Source organism: Nocardia sp. NPDC060249, assembly GCF_042728755.1.
GTDB lineage: Bacteria > Actinomycetota > Actinomycetes > Mycobacteriales > Mycobacteriaceae > Nocardia.
Window position 1 is genome coordinate 97,370 of sequence record NZ_JBHXAQ010000009.1, and the last position, 18,041, is coordinate 115,410.

General features: G+C 68.8%; 17 protein-coding genes. 3 read left to right on the top strand and 14 right to left on the bottom strand.

What is annotated here, in order from left to right; all coding sequences use genetic code 11:
* Positions 1-15: 15 nt before the first annotated feature.
* A complete protein-coding gene (locus ACFWFP_RS26690; RefSeq protein WP_379299436.1) occupies positions 16-615 on the bottom strand; it encodes a TetR/AcrR family transcriptional regulator in 600 nt (199 codons plus the stop codon).
* On the bottom strand, positions 602-1,468 hold the full coding sequence (locus ACFWFP_RS26695; RefSeq protein ID WP_379299438.1) for an alpha/beta fold hydrolase: 867 nt from the start codon (positions 1,466-1,468) through the stop codon (positions 602-604). The genes ACFWFP_RS26690 and ACFWFP_RS26695 overlap by 14 nt, the downstream gene beginning before the upstream one ends.
* A 142-nt stretch (positions 1,469-1,610) precedes the next feature.
* On the opposite strand from ACFWFP_RS26695, the gene ACFWFP_RS26700 reads away from it, so the two are divergent.
* Entirely contained in the window at positions 1,611-3,038 is a 1,428-nt protein-coding gene (locus ACFWFP_RS26700) for an amidase (protein WP_379299440.1), read from the top strand.
* A 6-nt stretch (positions 3,039-3,044) separates the two neighbouring features.
* Here ACFWFP_RS26700 and ACFWFP_RS26705 read toward each other — a convergent pair whose 3' ends face one another.
* The 9 genes from ACFWFP_RS26705 to hrcA all read right to left on the bottom strand — a co-directional run bounded on the left by ACFWFP_RS26705 (position 3,045) and on the right by hrcA (position 13,508).
* Positions 3,045-5,891 (bottom strand): ABC transporter substrate-binding protein, encoded by a 2,847-nt coding sequence (locus tag ACFWFP_RS26705; RefSeq protein ID WP_379299442.1) that lies wholly within the window; start codon positions 5,889-5,891, stop codon positions 3,045-3,047.
* Between the two features lie 84 nt (positions 5,892-5,975).
* Positions 5,976-6,887 carry a GTPase Era gene (gene era, locus ACFWFP_RS26710; RefSeq protein WP_379299443.1) on the bottom strand — a complete coding sequence of 304 codons (912 nt, stop codon included), beginning with the start codon at positions 6,885-6,887 and terminating at the stop codon, positions 5,976-5,978.
* Complete coding sequence (locus ACFWFP_RS26715; protein WP_379299445.1) at positions 6,880-7,215, bottom strand: cytidine deaminase; 336 nt, start codon at positions 7,213-7,215, stop codon at positions 6,880-6,882. Before ACFWFP_RS26715 ends, era begins: the two co-directional genes overlap by 8 nt.
* Positions 7,208-8,578, bottom strand: a complete 1,371-nt coding sequence (locus ACFWFP_RS26720) for a hemolysin family protein (RefSeq protein ID WP_379299447.1) — start codon at positions 8,576-8,578, stop codon at positions 7,208-7,210. The genes ACFWFP_RS26715 and ACFWFP_RS26720 overlap by 8 nt, the downstream gene beginning before the upstream one ends.
* Positions 8,575-9,123, bottom strand: a complete 549-nt coding sequence (gene ybeY / locus ACFWFP_RS26725) for an rRNA maturation RNase YbeY (protein ID WP_364410399.1) — start codon at positions 9,121-9,123, stop codon at positions 8,575-8,577. The genes ACFWFP_RS26720 and ybeY overlap by 4 nt, the downstream gene beginning before the upstream one ends.
* A 65-nt stretch (positions 9,124-9,188) precedes the next feature.
* Positions 9,189-10,253 (bottom strand): PhoH family protein, encoded by a 1,065-nt coding sequence (locus ACFWFP_RS26730; protein WP_378637749.1) that lies wholly within the window; start codon positions 10,251-10,253, stop codon positions 9,189-9,191.
* Positions 10,254-10,443: 190 nt separating this feature from the next.
* The gene (locus ACFWFP_RS26735) at positions 10,444-11,184 is read right to left on the bottom strand and encodes a 16S rRNA (uracil(1498)-N(3))-methyltransferase (protein WP_379299449.1); all 741 of its coding nucleotides are present in this window, start codon (positions 11,182-11,184) and stop codon (positions 10,444-10,446) included.
* Positions 11,185-11,188: 4 nt separating this feature from the next.
* Entirely contained in the window at positions 11,189-12,343 is a 1,155-nt protein-coding gene (gene dnaJ, locus ACFWFP_RS26740; protein ID WP_378637506.1) for a molecular chaperone DnaJ, read from the bottom strand.
* Positions 12,344-12,473: 130 nt separating this feature from the next.
* On the bottom strand, positions 12,474-13,508 hold the full coding sequence (gene hrcA, locus ACFWFP_RS26745; protein WP_101463915.1) for a heat-inducible transcriptional repressor HrcA: 1,035 nt from the start codon (positions 13,506-13,508) through the stop codon (positions 12,474-12,476).
* 412 nt (positions 13,509-13,920) lie between these two features.
* Here hrcA and ACFWFP_RS26750 point away from each other — a divergent pair, with 412 nt between their 5' ends.
* Both ACFWFP_RS26750 and ACFWFP_RS26755 read left to right on the top strand, forming a co-directional pair.
* Entirely contained in the window at positions 13,921-14,277 is a 357-nt protein-coding gene (locus ACFWFP_RS26750) for a hypothetical protein (RefSeq protein WP_379299451.1), read from the top strand.
* Positions 14,277-15,701: a hypothetical protein gene (locus ACFWFP_RS26755; RefSeq protein WP_379299453.1), complete on the top strand. Its 1,425-nt coding sequence runs from the start codon at positions 14,277-14,279 to the stop codon at positions 15,699-15,701. Before ACFWFP_RS26750 ends, ACFWFP_RS26755 begins: the two co-directional genes overlap by 1 nt.
* Positions 15,702-15,767: 66 nt before the next feature.
* On the opposite strand, the gene ACFWFP_RS26760 is transcribed toward ACFWFP_RS26755, so the two are convergent.
* The 3 genes from ACFWFP_RS26760 to ACFWFP_RS26770 form a co-directional block, all read right to left on the bottom strand.
* Entirely contained in the window at positions 15,768-16,010 is a 243-nt protein-coding gene (locus ACFWFP_RS26760) for a hypothetical protein (RefSeq protein ID WP_067456243.1), read from the bottom strand.
* Positions 16,011-16,301: 291 nt separating this feature from the next.
* The gene (hemW, locus tag ACFWFP_RS26765) at positions 16,302-17,519 is read right to left on the bottom strand and encodes a radical SAM family heme chaperone HemW (RefSeq protein WP_379299567.1); all 1,218 of its coding nucleotides are present in this window, start codon (positions 17,517-17,519) and stop codon (positions 16,302-16,304) included.
* A 54-nt stretch (positions 17,520-17,573) separates the two neighbouring features.
* Positions 17,574-18,002: an SgcJ/EcaC family oxidoreductase gene (locus tag ACFWFP_RS26770; protein ID WP_379299454.1), complete on the bottom strand. Its 429-nt coding sequence runs from the start codon at positions 18,000-18,002 to the stop codon at positions 17,574-17,576.
* Between the last annotated feature and the right edge of the window lie 39 nt (positions 18,003-18,041).

An 18,041-nucleotide genomic window follows, 5' to 3' on the forward strand; every position in this document is an offset into this window, starting at 1 on the left:
GGTCACGGACACGGATCAGGACTGGAGTAGACCGGCGATGAGTAGCAGCAGCGATTGCTGGGTTTCGAGGCGAGCGCGGTCGGGGTCGTCCGCGTGGGCGACGATGAGCGAGGCCTCGGCGATGGCGCTGAGCAGTAGCTGCGCGAGTACCGGAACGGGGGCGACCGGGATCAGGCCCGCGTCGGTGGCGCGTTGCAGTTCGGCGGTGATGAGGCCGAGTCCGTGGCGCGCTTCGAATTCCCGGAAAGCGGGCCAGCCGAGAACGGTCGGGGCGTCCATCAACACGATGCGCAGCATTTCCGGGCGGGCGCAGATGTCGAGGAAACGCGCCAGACCCGCGGTCATACCGCCGATGATGTCGGCGCGGTCGACAGCGGCGACGGCGCTCGCGATCTCCTCGGTGGCCTCGGTCTCGACCTGTTCGAGGACGGCGAGGAACAGGCCGCGCTTGTCGCCGTAGTGATGGTGCAGCGCGCCGCGGGTGACCCCGGCGTCGGCCACCAACTGCTCGGCCGACGTACCGGCGAAGCCGCGCTCAGCGAACAGGCGACGGCCTGCCTGCTCGAGCGCGGCTCGGGTGACGCGGGAGCGATCCTCCTGACTACGGCGCTGCATGCAGCCGAGTGAACTCCACGATCAGTTCGGTGAGCAACTCCGGCCGGTCCTCGGGGATGAAGGTGTAGGAGTTGTCGAGGGTGCGCAGGCTCGCCCGCGGTAGATCGGCGACCAGCCGTTCGGCCAGCGCCATCGGGAACAGTTTGTCCTCGGTCGACCAGACCACGAGCACCGGGACATCGACCGCGCCGAAGCGTTCGGCGGCGGCCACGGTGCATCGATTGTCGACACCGGTGGCGAAGCGGCGCAGGTCGTCGCGGACGGCGGCGTTGCGCCGGGCGGGCCCCAGATAGGACTGCGCGATCTCTCGCGGCAGTGCGTGTTTGGTGACCAGCCCGAATCCGAGTGGCAGTCGCTGCATGAGTCCGAAGCGCATCGGCGCCAGCAGCGGGCGGATGACGCCGGGAATCTTCGCCACCTTCAGCAGCGCCGCGAAGGGTTGCGGCGGGAACACTTCGTAGCAGTCGACGGCGGCCAGGACGACGCGGCCGATCCGTTCCGGTCGGCGGGTCATCAGGATCTGGGTGAGGGCACCGCCGGTGTCGTTGGCGACGATCGTGACATCGGTGAGGTCGAGCGCGTCGAGGAACTCGGCGATCAGGTCCGCGATGCCGGTGGGGCTGAGGTCGGCGTCGGGCATCGGGATGGTGTGAGATCCGAGCGGCCAGTCGGGTGTGAGGCAGCGGTGGCCGGCGGCGGCGAGACCGGGCACGACCCCGCGCCAGATGTCGGCGTTGACGAGTAGCCCGTGGACGAAGACGACCGGCGATCCGGAGCCGGTGTCGTGGTAGCGGATGCGGCCGGATGACAGGGCGATCTCGCGGGCCGGGCCGAGTGCTGAGCTGATTCCCATGGGGTCCTCCCCTGGTCGAATGCTGGGCAGGTCCACTGTTACATACATCCCGCATGTATGTCTATACCCACCCTAGGGGATGTGGACGGGTGACCAGCTTCGCGTTACGGTCGAGCCACGTACCTGCAGAGACGGAGCTCACATGTCCGCGCCCGACCACATCGCGCCGAATTCCTCGGCCGATCTCGGCCTCACCGAACTGTCCTCGGCGTTGGCCGAGGGCAGCATCTCCTCGGTCGCCGCCGTCGCCGACGCGCTCGACCGGATCGAGGCGTCGCAGCCGACGCTCAACGCGTTCCGGGTCGTCCGTCGCGAAGCCGCGCTGCGGGAGGCCGCCGAAGCGGACACGCGATGGGCGGCGGGCGTGCGGCTGCCGCTGCTGGGTGTGCCGATCGCGGTCAAGGACGACACCGACATCAGCGGCGAAGTCACCGCCTTCGGGTGTGGTGGGGAGTTCACGCCGAAGTCCGCGGACGCCGAATCGGTGCGCCGGTTGCGTGCGGCGGGTGCGGTGATCGTCGGCAAGGCCAATACCTGCGAGCTGGGACAGCTGCCGTTCACCAGCGGTGACGCGTTCGGCCACACCCGCAATCCGTGGGATCGCACGCGCACGCCGGGTGGGTCATCGGGTGGGTCCGCGGCGGCGGTCGCGGCCGGATTGGTCCCCGCCGCACTGGGTTCCGACGGTGCGGGGTCGGTGCGGATCCCGGCCTCGTGGACCAACCTGGTCGGGATCAAGCCGCAGCGGGGGCGGATCTCCACCTGGCCGCTGGCGGAGGCGTTCAACGGGCTGACCGTCAACGGACCGCTCGCGCGCACCGTGCGCGACGCCGCGCTGCTGCTCGACATCGCCGCCGGGCCACACGACGGCGACCGGCACAAGCCCGCGCCCATCGAGGCGAGCGCGGCCGTCGGGCGCGATCCCGGCACGCTCAGAATCGCGCTCTCCCTGAGCATTCCGTACACCGCGACCAAGACCGCACTCGATCCGCAGATCGCGGCCGCCGTGCACGCGCTGGCCGCCACCCTGCGCACGCTCGGCCATACCGTCACCGTGACAGACCTGCACTACGGGTTGATGATCGGCGCGTCCTTCCTGCCGCGCTCGCTGGCGGGGATCAGCCGGGTGCACCGGGGTATGCCGGGCGCGGTCGTCGACCCGAGGACCACCACCAATGCGCGCATCGGCCGCGTGCTCACCGGGCCCGCACTCACCGCGGCGCGGCTCGCGGAACCCCTGCTGCACAAGCGCATCGGCTCGTTCTTCGACGACTACGACGTGGTACTGGCGCCGACCACCGCGACCCCGGCACCACAGGTGGAAGAGATCGACCGCATCGGTTTCGGTGCGACGAACAATCTGATCACCGCCGCGTGCCCCTACACGTGGCCGTGGAACGTGCTCGGCTGGCCGAGCGTGAACGTGCCTGCCGGTTTCACCGAAGCCGGGCTGCCGATCGGCGCGCAACTGATGGGCACCGCCGACAGCGAACCACTGCTCATTTCGCTGGCGGCCCAGCTGGAATCGGAACTGCGCTGGGAACGTCACCGCCCCGCGCAGTGGTGGTGACAGTTCCTATCGGCCCGGTTCGGTCCATCCTTCGAGGTCGCTCTTCGTGCCCGACGGACAGCCGTCCCGGCCGGTCTGCCGGGGAAACATCATCAGGCAGCGCTGCGGGCCCGCGCCGCCGACCGCGGTGGTGACCAGGACCGCGATCGACGAACCGTCGGCGACGCGGCTGGTCGAGAAGCCGAGAGTGCCGGTGACGCCGCGATAGTCGGACTCGCGCAACTGGACCGCGATGGCGGTTCGGTTCGGTGGGACGTCGGCCAGCACACCACGGCTGTTGCGCACCGCTTGCACGAACAGGCCGCTCACGTCGAAGGCCAGACCGGTGCGATCGCCCGCCCAGGTGGGCCGGTAGTCGGTGAGGTCGGGATAGCCACGGAGGTCTTCGATCAACCCCGCCAGTTCGGTACACAGCTGCTCGTGTTCGAACGGCACCGGCTGGTCGCCGAGCTTGCCGACGCCGCGGACACAATCGGCGCCGCCGAGCATGACCGGCGAGGCCTTGGACACATAGCGCACGGTGAGGTTGGCGGGAAGCGCGGCGGTGGCCTTCGGATCGGTGATCAGCCTGGTCACCGCGTCGTTACCGAGGATCGCCGGGCCCGCGCCACTGAGGCAGCCGCGACTCACCGATTTGGCGAAGGTCGGGAAGTCGTCGTTGCGGCCCGCGAAGAACAGCAGAGTGCGGCGGTCGAATCCGGCGGTCTCGCACGGTGCGGGGAAACGGTAGAGCTGCTGCTGTTCGCGCCAGCTCATGCTCTGCTGTGCCACACCGCGTTCGGCGAGCTCTTTCTGTAGGTCTTCGACCAGGGTGGTCACGTACAGATCACCGGCGACCTCGGGGTGATAGATCGCCACCTTGTCGTAGCGGGGCGTGCCGTTGACGTCACGGGCGCCCTGCACATAGTCGGCGACGAGACGAGCCTGCACGGTATTGCTCGGTGCCGCTTGGAAATACAGCGGCGACGCCTGGTCAAGACCGTCGGCGGACAGGGTCGTGGCCACCGCGGGAACACCGAGTTCACCGAGACGCGTGATGGCCCTGCGAGTTTCGTCGTTGCTGCGATCGATCCCCACGACACCGAGCACGCTGGGGTCGTCGGCCACGAGCTCGCGCAGCGGATTCTCGACCACCCACCCGGCCTGGCGCATATCGGAACCGCCGTTGGCGATGATGATGCGCAGCAACGGTTCCGATTCGTCGGAAGCCAGCAACGCCCGACGCTGCTGCACCGCCAGCCCGGCCAGCTCCTCGACCTGGGCATGCGGGTACCGCACGTTGGTGTCGACGTAGCTGAGGCCGGCGAAATACACCAGCGAGATCAAGGGCCGATTCGGGTTGTTCTCGCGCGCGTCGGCCGCGGCGACGTTGAGCCGGAACACTTCTCGCTGCATCGCCGACAGCTCGGGGTCGTCGGCGAAGGTCTGCCGGGGGTTGTCGCTGTAGCCGACGCATTCACCGTCGCGCACACTCACCGAGACACCGTCGGTCCACGGCCAGTGCGAACATTCGGCGCCACGCAGCGGCGGGAAGTAGACCAGCGTCGCGGCCACCGCCAGCACGATCGGGATCAGCACACACAGACCGACGAACCAGCTGCGGGCGGCGAGCGGGGGTGCGGGCGGCAGTGCGAGACCGCGGAAGCGGGCATCGCTGACGCGCGGTGTCGTGTCGGGCGGCAGGATCGCGCGCAAGGGCAGGAACCAGGCGTCGGCCTGACGATGGGTGCGCCGGTTGTCGATCTCGCGCACCCACTCCTGCAGCGGATCGGGCGGTTGCGGGGACGGCGCGTCGGCGAGACTTTCCAGGGTGCGCAGCGGGCGGAGGTCGCTGATATGGGAGAGCTCGCCGACCTCGCGGCTCGGCCCTTCGTCGCGCAACGCCACCACGACCAGCGGATCGAAAAGGCCGGTCTCGTTCCGGATTTCGTTGATCCAGGTGAGAATGCGCGCACCGTCGCTGCCCTCGGCCAGGCCACCGAGCAACGCCACCGGGTACGCGGTGCGCCGCCAGCTCGAGGGGCGCCAGATCCGGCGTCGGTAGGCGTCGCGCAGGTCCTCGAGAAACGCGTGCACGAGCAGCTTGGCAACCTGCTCCTCGTTCTCGTCGACCCGGTGTGACGCGGTGAGCCGGGACGCGAAACCGAGGAAACTGCCCGACAATTCAGGCGCCAGGTAGCGCTGGTGCAGAAACCACCGCGTCACCTTCGACATGCCGGGAATGCGCCCCGATACCCACAGCCACAACCGCAGCACCGGCCACAGCGCGAGCACCCCGAAGACCACCCGCGAAATCGTGTCGCCCGCAACCCCTTCGGCCGTATCGGAGCGGCTCGTCGGCGAACCGCTGCGCAGCAGTTTGGGCAGTCTGCGGCGCAGCTCGTCGGGGGCCTCGGATTCGTCGGAGGTCACCCGCTGGCGGGTCAGCCAGTCGGCGGTGCGGTAGCGCGGGAACTTGATCGCGCCCATCGCGGTGTCGTCGGCGGCGAAACCCGCCACCAACAGCTGGACGATCGGCAGGCAGTGGCCGGGGATCTCCTGATCGTTGGCCTGCGGGCCCGCGTCGATCGCGTTGAGATCGGGGGTGAGCTGCGTGCGCGGCAGGTCGGGTGCGTGCAGGTCGACCTTGACGCGCGGCGTCGCCCGCCTTCCCCCGGATTCGCTGAGCCAACTGTAGATTTCGCCGACCAGCGCCGTATGCCCCGAGACGCCGACGACTTCGATGATCGGGCGGGGCAGCGCGCGCCGCCCGTGGACCAATGTGCGCAGCACGCGCGGGCGGGCGTCGGGAATCTCGAGCGCCCGCAGCAGCTCCAGCAGCTTGCCGACATCATTGGCATCGGGCACTTCCACGGCCTCCCCGGACGATCAGCGAAGCACGCCGAACGAACCGGCGTGTTCGCCGAACGATACCCCGAACCGCCGACAGTCAAACGGTCAAAAGCCCAGCTTCCCCAGCTGTTTCGGGTCGCGCTGCCAATCCTTGGCGACCTTCACGTGCAGGTTCAGGTAGATGCGGGTGCCGAGAATGTGCTCGATCTGCTTGCGGGCATTGGTGCCGACCTCCTTGAGGCGGGCGCCGTTCTTGCCGATGATGATCGCCTTCTGGCTGGGCCGTTCGACGTACAGCAGGGCATGCACCTCGAGCATGTCCTCGTTCGCCTCGTACGGCTCGATGTCCTCGATCACCACGGCCAGCGAGTGCGGCAGTTCGTCGCGAACGCCCTCGAGGGCGGCCTCGCGGATCAGCTCGGCCATGAGGGTTTCCTCCGGCTCGTCGGTGATCTCACCGTCGGGATAGAACGCCGGGCCCTCCTGCATCTGCGAGGCGATCACGTCGACGAGCACCTCGACCTGTTCGCCCTTCACGGCCGAGACCGGCACGACCTCGGCTTCGGGGCCGAGCAGCTTCGACAGTGCCATCAGCTGGTGGGCGATCTCGTCGCGACCCACCTTGTCGATCTTGGTGACCACGCCGAGGATCTTGGTCTTGGGCGCCATCATCCTGATCTGCTCGACGATCCAGCGGTCACCGGGGCCGATCTTCTCGTCGGCGGGGATGCACAACGCGATCAGGTCGACCTCGGAATAGGTGTCGCGGACCAGGTCGTTGAGACGCTGACCGAGCAGCGTGCGCGGTCGGTGCAGGCCGGGGGTGTCGACCAGGATCAGCTGGGCGTCCTCGCGGTGCACGATGCCGCGGATGGTGTGGCGGGTGGTCTGCGGGCGCGAGGAGGTGATCGCGATCTTGGTGCCGACCAGGGCGTTGGTGAGCGTCGACTTGCCGGTGTTGGGGCGGCCGACGAAACAGACGAAGCCGGAACGGAATTCCTTGCCCGAGTCAGCCACCGTGCACCTCGCTCAGCACGGCGCCGGTGCGGTCGGTGCGGATCACCGACGCCGACGGCGAGACCTCGCGCACGGCGTCGATGCCGGCGTCCCCGGCGTCACCGCCGACGACGACCGCCGCCTCGAACCCCTCGGCGCCGCTCGAGATCGCGGCGGCCACGGCGGCCTGCAACGCGGTCAGGCGCAGCGCGGTCAGCCCGACCTCGCCCGCGGCGTAGGTGCGGCCGTCGGTATCGCGCACCGCGGCGCCGCTCGCGCCCCCGGTGCGGCCCAGCGCGCCACGCGCCAGCACCAGCAGTTTGTTGTCCTCGGCATTCAGTTCACTCATGGTGTTCTCCGTTGTCGTCGGGCACGCGCACCGGATCGGTGTCGGCGATTGCCTCGTCGGTCGTGCCCTTGCGGGGCTTGTCGCTCTTCTTCTCGGCCTTCTCGGCCTTGTCCGAGGCCCGGCGCACCAGCACGGTGTTGACGCGCATGCGCCCGCGCGCGTCCGCGCCGCCCTCGCCGCGCAGCACCAGCCCGTAGACGGTCACCTTGGAGCCGGGCAGCGGGACGCGGCCCAGTTCGTGAGCGAGCAGCCCGCCCACCGTGTCCACGTCGTCGTCCTCGATGTCGAGGCCGTACAGCTCCCCCAGGTCTTCCACCGACACCCGCGACGAGACGCGGTAGCGCCCGTCGCCGAGGTCCTCCACGGGCGGGGTTTCGTCGGTGTCGTATTCGTCGGCGATCTCACCGACGATCTCCTCGAGTACGTCCTCGATGGTCACCAGCCCCGCGATACCGCCGTACTCGTCGACCAGCAGCGCCATGTGATTGCGGCGCCGCTGCATCTCGTCAAGCAGTTCGTCGAGCGGTTTGGAATCGGGGACGAAGATCGCGGGCCGCATGGCATCGCCCACCGACACCTTGCGGGCGCGATCGGCGTAGGGCACAAGGTCTTTCAGGTAGACCACGCCGCGGATGTCGTCGACGTTCTCGCCGATCACCGGGATCCGGGAATGGCCGGAACGCACCGCCAGCGACATCGCTTGGGCGGCGGTCTTGTCGTCCTCGATCCACACCATCTCGGTGCGCGGCACCATCACCGCGCGAGCCGGGGTATCGCCGAGTTCGAAGACCGACTGGATCATCCGGCGTTCGTCGTCGGCCACCACGCCGCGCTCGCGGGCCATGTCGACCACCTCGCGCAACTCGATCTCGGAAGCGAAGGGGCCGTTGCGAAATCCCTTACCGGGGGTGATCGCGTTGCCGAGCAGAATCAGCAGGCGGCTGACCGGGCTGAGCACCGCGCCGATGATCTGCAGCGGCACCGCGGCGGCCAACGCGATCGAGTAGGCGTGCTGACGGCCGAGCGTACGCGGACCGACGCCGATCACGACGTAGGAGACAACGACCATCAACGCGGCGGTGACCAGCAGCGCCGTACTCTCGTTCCACAGGTCGAGCGTCGCTGCCGCCAGCAGCACGGTGGCGGTGATCTCGCACAGAATGCGCAGCAGGACAACGAGGTTCACATAGCGCGGGCGGTCGTCGACGATCTTGCGTAGTCGCGCGGCGCCGGAGCGCTCCTCGCGGACCATGTCGTCGAGCCTGGCCCGTGACACCGTGTTCAGGGCCGAGTCCACACCCGCGAACACCCCGCCGATACCGATCAACACGATCGCCAGCAGGATCAGGGTCAGTGCTGTCACGCGGGGCCTTCACCGGGTGCGGTGAAACCTGCCTTGCCGAGTAGGCGGTCGTCACGCTCGGCCAGCTCGGCGCGGCGCTGTTCCTCGCGCAGGCTCACGTACCACTCCTCGAGCAACTGGGCCTGCAGCGCGAACATCTCCTTTTCCTCCTCCGGCTCGGCATGGTCGTAGCCGAGCAGGTGGAGCACGCCGTGCACGGTGAGCAGGGCCAGCTCGTGGTCGAGCGAATGGTCGGCCTTCTGCGCCTGACCCATCGCGAACTCCGGGCACAGCACGATGTCACCGAGCATGGACGGGCCTGGCTCCGGGCTGTCGGGACGACCGCCGGGCTCGAGCTCGTCCATCGGGAACGACATCACGTCGGTGGGGCCGGGCAGATCCATCCAGCGCACGTGCAGGTCGGCCATGGTGTCGAGATCGACGAGCACCATCGACAGTTCGGCGGCCGGATGGACGTCCATCCGGCCGATCACGAAACGCGCGACGCTGACCAGGTCTTCTTCGGGAACGTCCATGCCCGATTCGTTGGCGATCTCGATGCTCACCTGTTCAGGGTACGGTGCTGGCCCGACGCCGCCGGGAGCGGCATCGGGCCAGCGTGGCGCAGGTGTCAGCGCCGGTCGCTGCGACCGGCGGCCCTGCGCTGGGCGCGATTGCCCGGATAGTGCGGGCCCGGCACCGCGCGGGTCTCGGATTCGAAGCGGTCGTAGGCGTCGACGATGTCGGAGACCAGACGATGACGGACCACGTCGGCGCTGGTGAGCTCCGAGAAGTGGATGTCGTCGATATCGGTGAGGATCTCCGCGGCCGCCCGCAGGCCCGAGCGCTGCCCGTTGGGCAGGTCGACCTGCGAGATGTCACCGGTGACCACCATCCGCGAACCGAAGCCGAGGCGGGTGAGGAACATCTTCATCTGCTCGGCCGTGGTGTTCTGCGCCTCGTCGAGAATGATGAACGAATCGTTGAGGCTGCGACCACGCATGTACGCCAGCGGCGCGACCTCGATGACACCGGAAGCCATCAGCTTGGGAATGGCTTCGGGGTCCATCATGTCGTGCAGGGCGTCGTAGAGCGGGCGCAGGTACGGGTCGATCTTGTCGTTGAGGGTGCCGGGCAGGAAGCCGAGCCGCTCGCCCGCCTCGACCGCGGGCCTGGTCAGGATGATGCGGGTGACCTGCTTGGACTGCAGGGCCTGCACCGCCTTGGCCATGGCCAGGTAGGTCTTGCCGGTGCCCGCGGGGCCGATGCCGAACACGATGGTGTTGTCATCGATCGCGTCCACATAGCGCTTCTGGTTCAGCGTCTTGGGACGGATGATCTTGCCGCGCCGCGACAGGATGTCCAGGCTCAGCACCTCGGCGGGCGATTCGGACACGCCCTCGTCGGTGAGCATCGAGATGGTGTGGCGAACCGCCTCGGGAGTGATCACGCGATTGCGGCCGGTCAGCGCCACGAGCTGCTCGATTACCCGCTCGGCCAGCGCCACATCGCCGGCCTTACCGGTGATGGTGACGGTGTTGCCGCGGACATGGATGTCGGCGGGGAGGAGTTTCTCGAGCTGACGCAGGTTCTGGTCGGCCGAGCCGAGGAAACCGAAAACCGACTCCGGGGCGAGCTCGATGCTGGAACGCACGGTCCGCGCAGCGGGACCAGCATTGTTACCGCCTGCGCCGATGTCTGATACGGGGTTGCCGATCTCGCCTGAGTTCTTCAAAAGTGGCTACAGCCTGCTTCCGGTTTCGACCTGGTGTTCGATGAGATCAGTTTACCGCCGAGCACTGACACCGCACAGTGGTTAAAAATGTGCCCGTGGTAGGCCGTTCGCGACCCCCTCGGAGTACCCGATCCCGCACGGTCCACTCCTGTCACCAGCGTGCGGTCAACGCCCCCAGCGCACCGAGCGCGACGGCCGCCGCGGTGGAGGTGCGCAAGACGGTCGGGCCGAGGAGCACGATGTCGGCTCCGGCCTCCGCCAGCGCGGCCAGCTCGGCGTCGTCGAGGCCGCCCTCGGGGCCGACGATCAGCACCACTTCGCTCGCCTCGGCCAGCGGGAGTTCGGTGAATTTACTCGCGCCGGATTCGTGCAGGGCCGCGACGATCGCGCCGTCCGCCTTGGCTTTTCGCACCAGTTCCACCAGGTCGCGGGTGCGGTGCAGGCCGGCGATCTCGGGGATGTAGGCGCGCCGGGATTGCCGGGCCGCGGACTTCGCCGCCGCACGCCACTTCTCGATGCCCTTGGCGGCCTTGGCTTCCCAGTTCGCGACGCAGCGCGCGGCCTGCCACGGGACGATCAGGTCCGCGCCTGCCTCGGTCATCAATTCGACCGCCAGCTCGGAGCGGTCCGACTTGGGCAGCGCCTGCACCACGGTCACCGCCGGGGTGGGCGGCGCGGCGATCCGGCGGTCACGGACCGCCAGTTCGAGCCGGTCCTTCTGGGCCGCAACGACTTCCGAGCCGGCCAGCACACCGTGCCCATCGGACAGGGTGATCGGTTCGCCGACCTTGATCCGGCGCACGGTCGCGGCATGGCGGCCCTCCGGGCCGTCCAGCACCGCGACCGCGCCCGGCTCGGGGACCTCGTCGAGGTAGAAGACCGTCGCGGCCACGGGCTCAGCGCCCGCTGAACGACGCGCGCAGCCGGGCGAACAGACCGCTGTTGTGCTCGGACTGGGTCGACATCACTTCGGCGCGATCCTTGTCCCGCATGCCCTTGAACTTGCGCAGCAGATCGGTCTGCCTGCCGTCGAGCTTGTTCGGCACGACGATGTCGAGGTGGGCGAGCAGGTCGCCGCGCGCACCCGAGCGCAGCCGCGGCATGCCGTGCGCCCGCAACTGGATGACCTCGCCGGGCTGGGTGCCCGCCGCGATGGTGAGTTCGGTGGGGCCGTCGAGGATGGTGTCGACGACCACGGTGGTCCCGAGAATCGCGTCGACCATCGGTACCCGGACGGTGCAGTGCAGGTCGTCACCGTCGCGCACGAAGGTGTCGTGGGGCTGCTCGACGACCTCGACGTAGAGGTCACCGGCATGGCCGCCGCCGGGGCCGACCTCACCTTGGGCCGCCAGGCGAACCCGCATACCGCTGGCGACACCGGCCGGGATGGGCGCGGCGATCTCGCGCCGGGCGCGCACCCGTCCGTCGCCACCGCACTTGTTGCAGGGGTCGGGGATGGTCTCGCCCGCGCCGCGGCAGGTGGGGCAGGGACGCGAGGTGAGCACCTGACCGAGGAACGAGCGCTGCACCGACTGCACCTCGCCCGCGCCGTCACAGGTCTCGCAGCGCACCGGCTTGGAGTTGCCGTTGGTGCCCGAGCCCACGCAGACATCGCAGAGGATCGCGGTGTCGACGGTCAGATGCTTGGTGACGCCCACCGCGCATTCGGCCAGGCTCAGCCGGGTGCGGATCAGCGAGTCGGCGCCGGGCTGCACGCGCCCGCGCGGCTTGCGCTGGCCACCGCCCTGGCCGCTCATCCCGCCGAAGAACGCCTCGAAGACGTCACCGAGGCCGCCGAAGCCCGCACCGTTGAATCCTGCTCCGCCGCCGCCGTTTTCGAGCGGGTCACCGCCGAGGTCGACGATCCGGCGCTTCTCGGGGTCGGTCAGCACCTCGTAGGCGGTGGAGACTTCCTTGAAGCGGGCCTGCGCGCCCTCGTCCGGGTTCACATCGGGGTGCAGTTCGCGGGCGAGCTTGCGGTAAGCGCGCTTGAGCTCCTGGTCGGTGGCGTTCTTGCCGACGCCGAGCAGTCCGTAGTAATCCCGTGCCACGTGAGTTCTCTAGTCCTTGGTCGGTGTGGGCCGGCCGAGCGCCGGGCGCATCCTTTAGTCGAATCCACTCAACTTTACCGGCCGAAGTATCGACCTTAACAGTCCGGTTGCCGTGGTTCCCGAGCTGGCTTCACCTTTCGGCGAGCACCTCGCCGATGTAGCGGGCGACCGTCGCGACCGACGCCATGGTGCCGGGGTAGTCCATGCGGGTCGGGCCGAGCACACCCATACCGCCCAGCACGGCGCCTGCCGCACCGTAGCCGGTGGAGACGACGGAGGTACCGCGCATCTGCTCGACCTGGGTCTCCTCGCCGATCTGCACCATCACCTGGCCCGGCTGCTGCGCGGCGGCGAGCAGTTTGAGCACGATGACCTGTTCTTCCAGGGCTTCCAGCACGGTGCGCAGGGAACCCGGGAACCCGAAATCGGCGACATTGCGGGTGAGATTGGCCGTACCGCCCAGGACCAGGCGTTCTTCGGGGTGCTCGACCAGCGTCTCCACCAGGACGGTCGAGACCCGGACCAGCACGTCGCGGATCTTGGCCGGTGCGCGTTCGGGCACACCGGCTACCGACGCACTGGCCACCGACAGCAGCTTGCCGTCCATGGCCCCGCCCAGCAGGCCGCGCACGGCGGCCAGGTCCTCGTCGGAGATCACCGCGCCCAGGTCGACGATGCGCTGGTCGACGCGGCCGGTGTCGGTGATCACCACGAGCAGGAGCCGGGCCGGGTTGAGTGCGACGACCTCGATGTGGCGCACGATCGACGCCGAGACGGTGGGGTACTGCACCACGGCGACCTGACGGGTGAGCTGGGCCAGCAGGCGCACCCCGCGGCGCAGGACATCGTCGAGATCGACGCCGGATTCGAGGAATTCCATGATCGCCCGGCGTTCGGCGCCCGAGAGCGGTTTCACCTCGGCGATCCGGTCGACGAACTCGCGGTAGCCCTTGTCGGTGGGAATGCGGCCCGAACTCGTGTGCGGCTGGGTGATGTAGCCCTCGGCCTCGAGCACCGCCATGTCGTTGCGGATGGTGGCACTGGAAACGCCGAGGTTGTGCCGTTCCACGAGGGACTTGGAGCCGATCGGTTCCTTGGTGGCGACGTAGTCCGCGACGATCGCTCGCAGGACCTCGAAACGTCGATCCTCTGTACTCGACGCCATCGACCCCACCTCCTCGCTCGTGCCTGGTTCGTCACGCCTACCCGTGCTGCGTTCGCACAGGGTCGCACGCCGACGCTCGCAGCGTCTTGTTGTCCAGTCTAATTGTCTTGTTGCCGATCCCTGGATCGCACGGCTGTCCGGCATCGAACTGTCACGCGGGGGATATCCGGCTCCGGGGGCGGTGTTCGGGCTGTCGGCTCAGTCGAGCCCGACGGCGAGTTATCCACAGGGCCGAGTTGTCCACAGTTGCGGTTCCGGGGCTTGCCGGGCTCGGGCTCCGGGCGTAGTTTCGGGACTGAATCAGGGGGTCTACCAGCTATTTTCAGCTGTCATCAGTGCGCACGGGGAGGGAACTGTGGGGTATCCGGGTGGGGTCGGCGAAGCGGGGCAAGTCGGGTCGGGCGCGGTCGCGGTGCGGCCCGCGGAGTTCGCCCGGGTCGACAGTGCGTGTGCGGAATTCCTGCGGGCGATCGCGCGGATTCGGGCGCTCGCCGTGGAAATCGGCGATCAGGAGCACTGGGGGCTGGGCGAGGGCGAAACGCGGTTGATATCCGGTCACACATTGGTCGCGCGATTGCGTGCCGTGGCGGGGGCGAACGAGAACAGCGTCGCTGCCGTCTTGGATGCGCATTCACAGATCGTGGACGGCATTCGGCAATCTTTCGCGGCCGCGCGCGATCTGATGGTGGCGGCTGACGAAGAGTGGGCTGATCGACTTCGATTGTCGGAAACCTCTGCGGGACAACATATTTCCTCGGAGTCAGCGTGATGGGGCGCGAGCCGAGCGGTATTCACGGCGAGAACACATATCCGAACTATTCGAACGAGGCCACGGAATCGGGTGTTTCCGGCGGCGCAGAGAACACACATTCTTGGCGACATCGGGAGATCGTCGCGGCGTTCGGGGCGCTCGAGGTGACCGGCGCGTTGGCGCAAGCGGACAGGTTCGAGCAGATCGCGCGGTCGTGGGACGACAGTCTTCGCGCATTCCGGCACGCGGTGAACGGGTCGCTGGTGTCGGCGTGGTCGGGCATGGCCGCCGCCGCGGCCGGATTCGCGGTCGAAGGCTATGTCGCGCGGGCGCACGATCTGACTGTCGCGCTGGAGGCGTTGCCGGGGGTGGTTCGAGCGGCCGCCGAGGCGATCGTGGCGACCAAGTACGCGGTCGGGTCGCCGGTCGTCGAGGGAACCGGTGCCGCGGCGTGGTCGGCGAGTGGGGCGGTACACGACATGGGCTCCGCATCGGCGCACGGTGCGGCTTCGGCTGCGGAGGAGGATGCGCGAGCGGCGATGCGGCAGCGGTATGTGTTGCCGTTCGCGGAGTTGGTCGCTCGTATTCCGGTGCTGCCCATGCCGCTCGGGTCGTCCGACTCCGGCGAGTCGAACGACCGGCAAGCGCTGATCGGCACCGCGGGGCAATCGTCAGGCGAGCGAGGCGCGCTGTCGCCGGTCGAGGTTTCCGCAGGTGGCGGGCGGGATGCGTCTGGGGAGAGCTCGGCTCTACACGGGGTGATCGGCGACTCGGAGAAGATGCGGCGCGAGGGTGGCCGGACAGGAGTGCCAATCGAGGGTTCGGACCTGCTCGATGGCAGAGCGGTGGAATCCGATGACCGGGCGGCACGCTCAGACAGCGCGACGGCGGTGACCTCGGCGTCGGCGAGCGGCACCGGCGCGGCACCGGCGAGCAGTACGGCTGCGTTGACGAATCCTGCCGCAGGGCTGCTCACAGCGCCCGCGGGAACTTCCGCGACGACTGTCGACCACGCGGTCGTTTCGGCAGGCCGCAGCCCCGCTGGCGGCTCAGCGGCTGGGCGTATGGGGCCGGGCGTCAGCACGAGCGCAGGCGGTGACCGAACAGGGGGCAGCGCGCCGAGATACCGACCGCCCGGTCGGCATGACGTGCCGAGGCCGGGTGGCGGGCACAGCGTTCCCGGATCGACAGGCCCGGCCATCGGCGCCGATCCGCCGTCGACGCATGCCACAACCAGGTCGGTCGATCGCTACTTCTCTTGCGGCGGGGCACCGCCGGCGCCGGGCATCGACGCCGTGCGCGGACTACCGGAGTACTTGATCACGCTCGCGAACACCGCGGAACTACTCGGTGAGCCACGACCGGCGATAGCCGGTGGGGTGATCGGCGGTGGCGACGACTTCTCGCCGGTCGAGCAGCGCCCTACGGCGACTCGGGGCTGACGGTGATGTCAGCGAGTCGACGAAGGCGTCGGCAGTGGCCGCCCGAGCCGGGCGGCCGGTGCCGGATCAGACTCGGGCAGCAGCGCCGCAGCGAGCGGCGGAGTCGGGGGCGCCGACCTGCTTGCCCGCGAGGGCGTCGAGACCCAACATCGCCAGCAGCGACGTGCAATCTTCGGCGTCGTTCGAGTGCGAAGCGACCGTCCGCGCGGCGACCGCGCATTGACGAGCGTTCTCCGCCTTCTCAGCGGAGCGCGCTTCAGCGAATTCGCTCTGCTCGTGGACGAGGGTGATGTGCCGTTCGGTGGACATATAACTCCCTAGGATCGAGCCGAAGCCTACGCCCCTAATCGTTATCTTCCACCCCGAACCCACCGAACATACCCTTAGAGCACCCCACTGCTCCGGGCCTGCCATCAGGTGTGCATTGGTGGATTACACCAGCATGACCGGGCAATCTCTGGATCCGATCCCGAGCCTGAGAAATCTCGAAATTCAGATCACGATGACATCACCGCTCGCGCGATTCTCCGACTCGTTCAGCCGGCCCTTCGCACCCCACCACTGATCAGCCGAGAAAGCCTCCCGCGTGCCCTTCAGCGGTCAGGTGAGGAGATCTCGGACGATGCCGTCGGCGAGGAGCCGGCCCCGGTCGGTGAGGACCAGGTTGTCGCCGGTGACGCGGGCCAGGCCGTCGGCCAGGACGCGGTCGAGGGCCGAGTGTGCCGAGGGGGCTAGATCCGCGAGAGGCAGGCCGGTGCGGAGGCGGACGGTGAGCATGAGGTGCTCGGTGTAGCGCTCGTCGTCGGTGAGCGCCTCCCAGCCGGCGGCCGGGAGACCGCCGAGGGCGACGCGGTCGGCGTAGCGAGCCGGGTGTTTGACGTTCCACCAGCGAACGCCGCCTACGTGGCTGTGCGCACCGGGACCTGCGCCGAGCCAGTCGCCACCGTCCCAGTAGCCCAGATTGTGCTGACAGCGGGCGGCGTCGTTCGCGGCCCAGTTGGAGACCTCGTACCACGTCAGACCGGCGTCGGCGAGGCGAGCATCGATGCGTTCGTAGCGGGCGGCGAGGACATCGTCGTCGGGTGCGGGCAGTTCACCACGGCGGACCTTGCGTGCCAGCGCGGTGCCGTCCTCGACGATCAGGGAGTAGGCGGAGACATGATCGACACCGGCGGCCAGCACCGCGTCCAGACTCAGGTCCAGATCGGCATCGGTCTCGCCCGGGGTGCCGTAGATCAGATCGAGGTTCACGTGATCGAACCCGGCCGCGCGCGCCTCCTTCGCCGCGGCGACCGCCCGGCCCGGCGTGTGCGTGCGGTCGAGCACCTTCAGTACGTGCTGTGCGGCGGACTGCATGCCGAGCGAGATCCGGGTGTAGCCGGCCGCGCGGAGGCGCTCGAAGAACTCCGGCGAGGTGGATTCCGGGTTGGATTCGGTGGTCACCTCGGCGTCGGCGGCCAGGGTGAAGTTCGCCCGCACGGCGTCGAGTACCGACGCCAGCCCGTCACCACCGAGCAGCGACGGCGTCCCGCCGCCGACGAAGATCGTCGACACCGCGGGCGTCGCGCTCGGCAGGGCACCGAACTCGGCCGCGGCGGTCGCGAGCTCGCCGCGCAACGCCTCCAGCCACGACTGCGGCGACGCCGAAGTACCCAGCTCCCCCGCCGTATAGGTGTTGAAGTCGCAGTATCCGCAGCGCGTGGCGCAGAAGGGCACGTGCACGTACACCCCGAACGCGCCGCTTCCGAAATCGCGCAGCACCGGCCGCTCGGCGTCGGCCGGTGTCACGCCGGGAGCCCCGGAAGCAGCGCTGGTAATCACCCCTCCAGTCTGCCGGGCGCTGGTAGCGCGCCCCGCCCGGCCCCTCGCACGTCAGTCCGTCACGACGGGCGTGTTCTGGTTGGCGGTGAGCACCCAGGCGCCGTCCTCCTTGGTCATCACGTACATCGGCGTGCCCTGACCGGACAGCTCGCCGTCGAGCGTGAAGTAGCTCTGGCGGATCTTGACGGCGGCGACATCCGGCCGCAGGAACAACACGTGCTCGACCTCGTAGGTGGCGGTGCCGTGCGTCGTGGCCCCTGGCAGCACCTGTGCCGTGAACTCGGCGATGGCCGGGCGCCCGAAGAGACGTTTGCCGTGACCGGTGGTCCAGATCGCATCCTCCCGGAAGACGGCAATGAACTCCTCGGCCAGTTCGTTGGCTTGGGCGTGCGCGATGGAGTCGACGACGGCGCGGATGGCCGCGAGCTCGGTGTCGAGATCGGCGGGGGTCTGACCGGCGACGGTGGCGTCATTGCTCATGGCACTACTGTGCAACCTCGAGTGCGATCCAGGTCAACC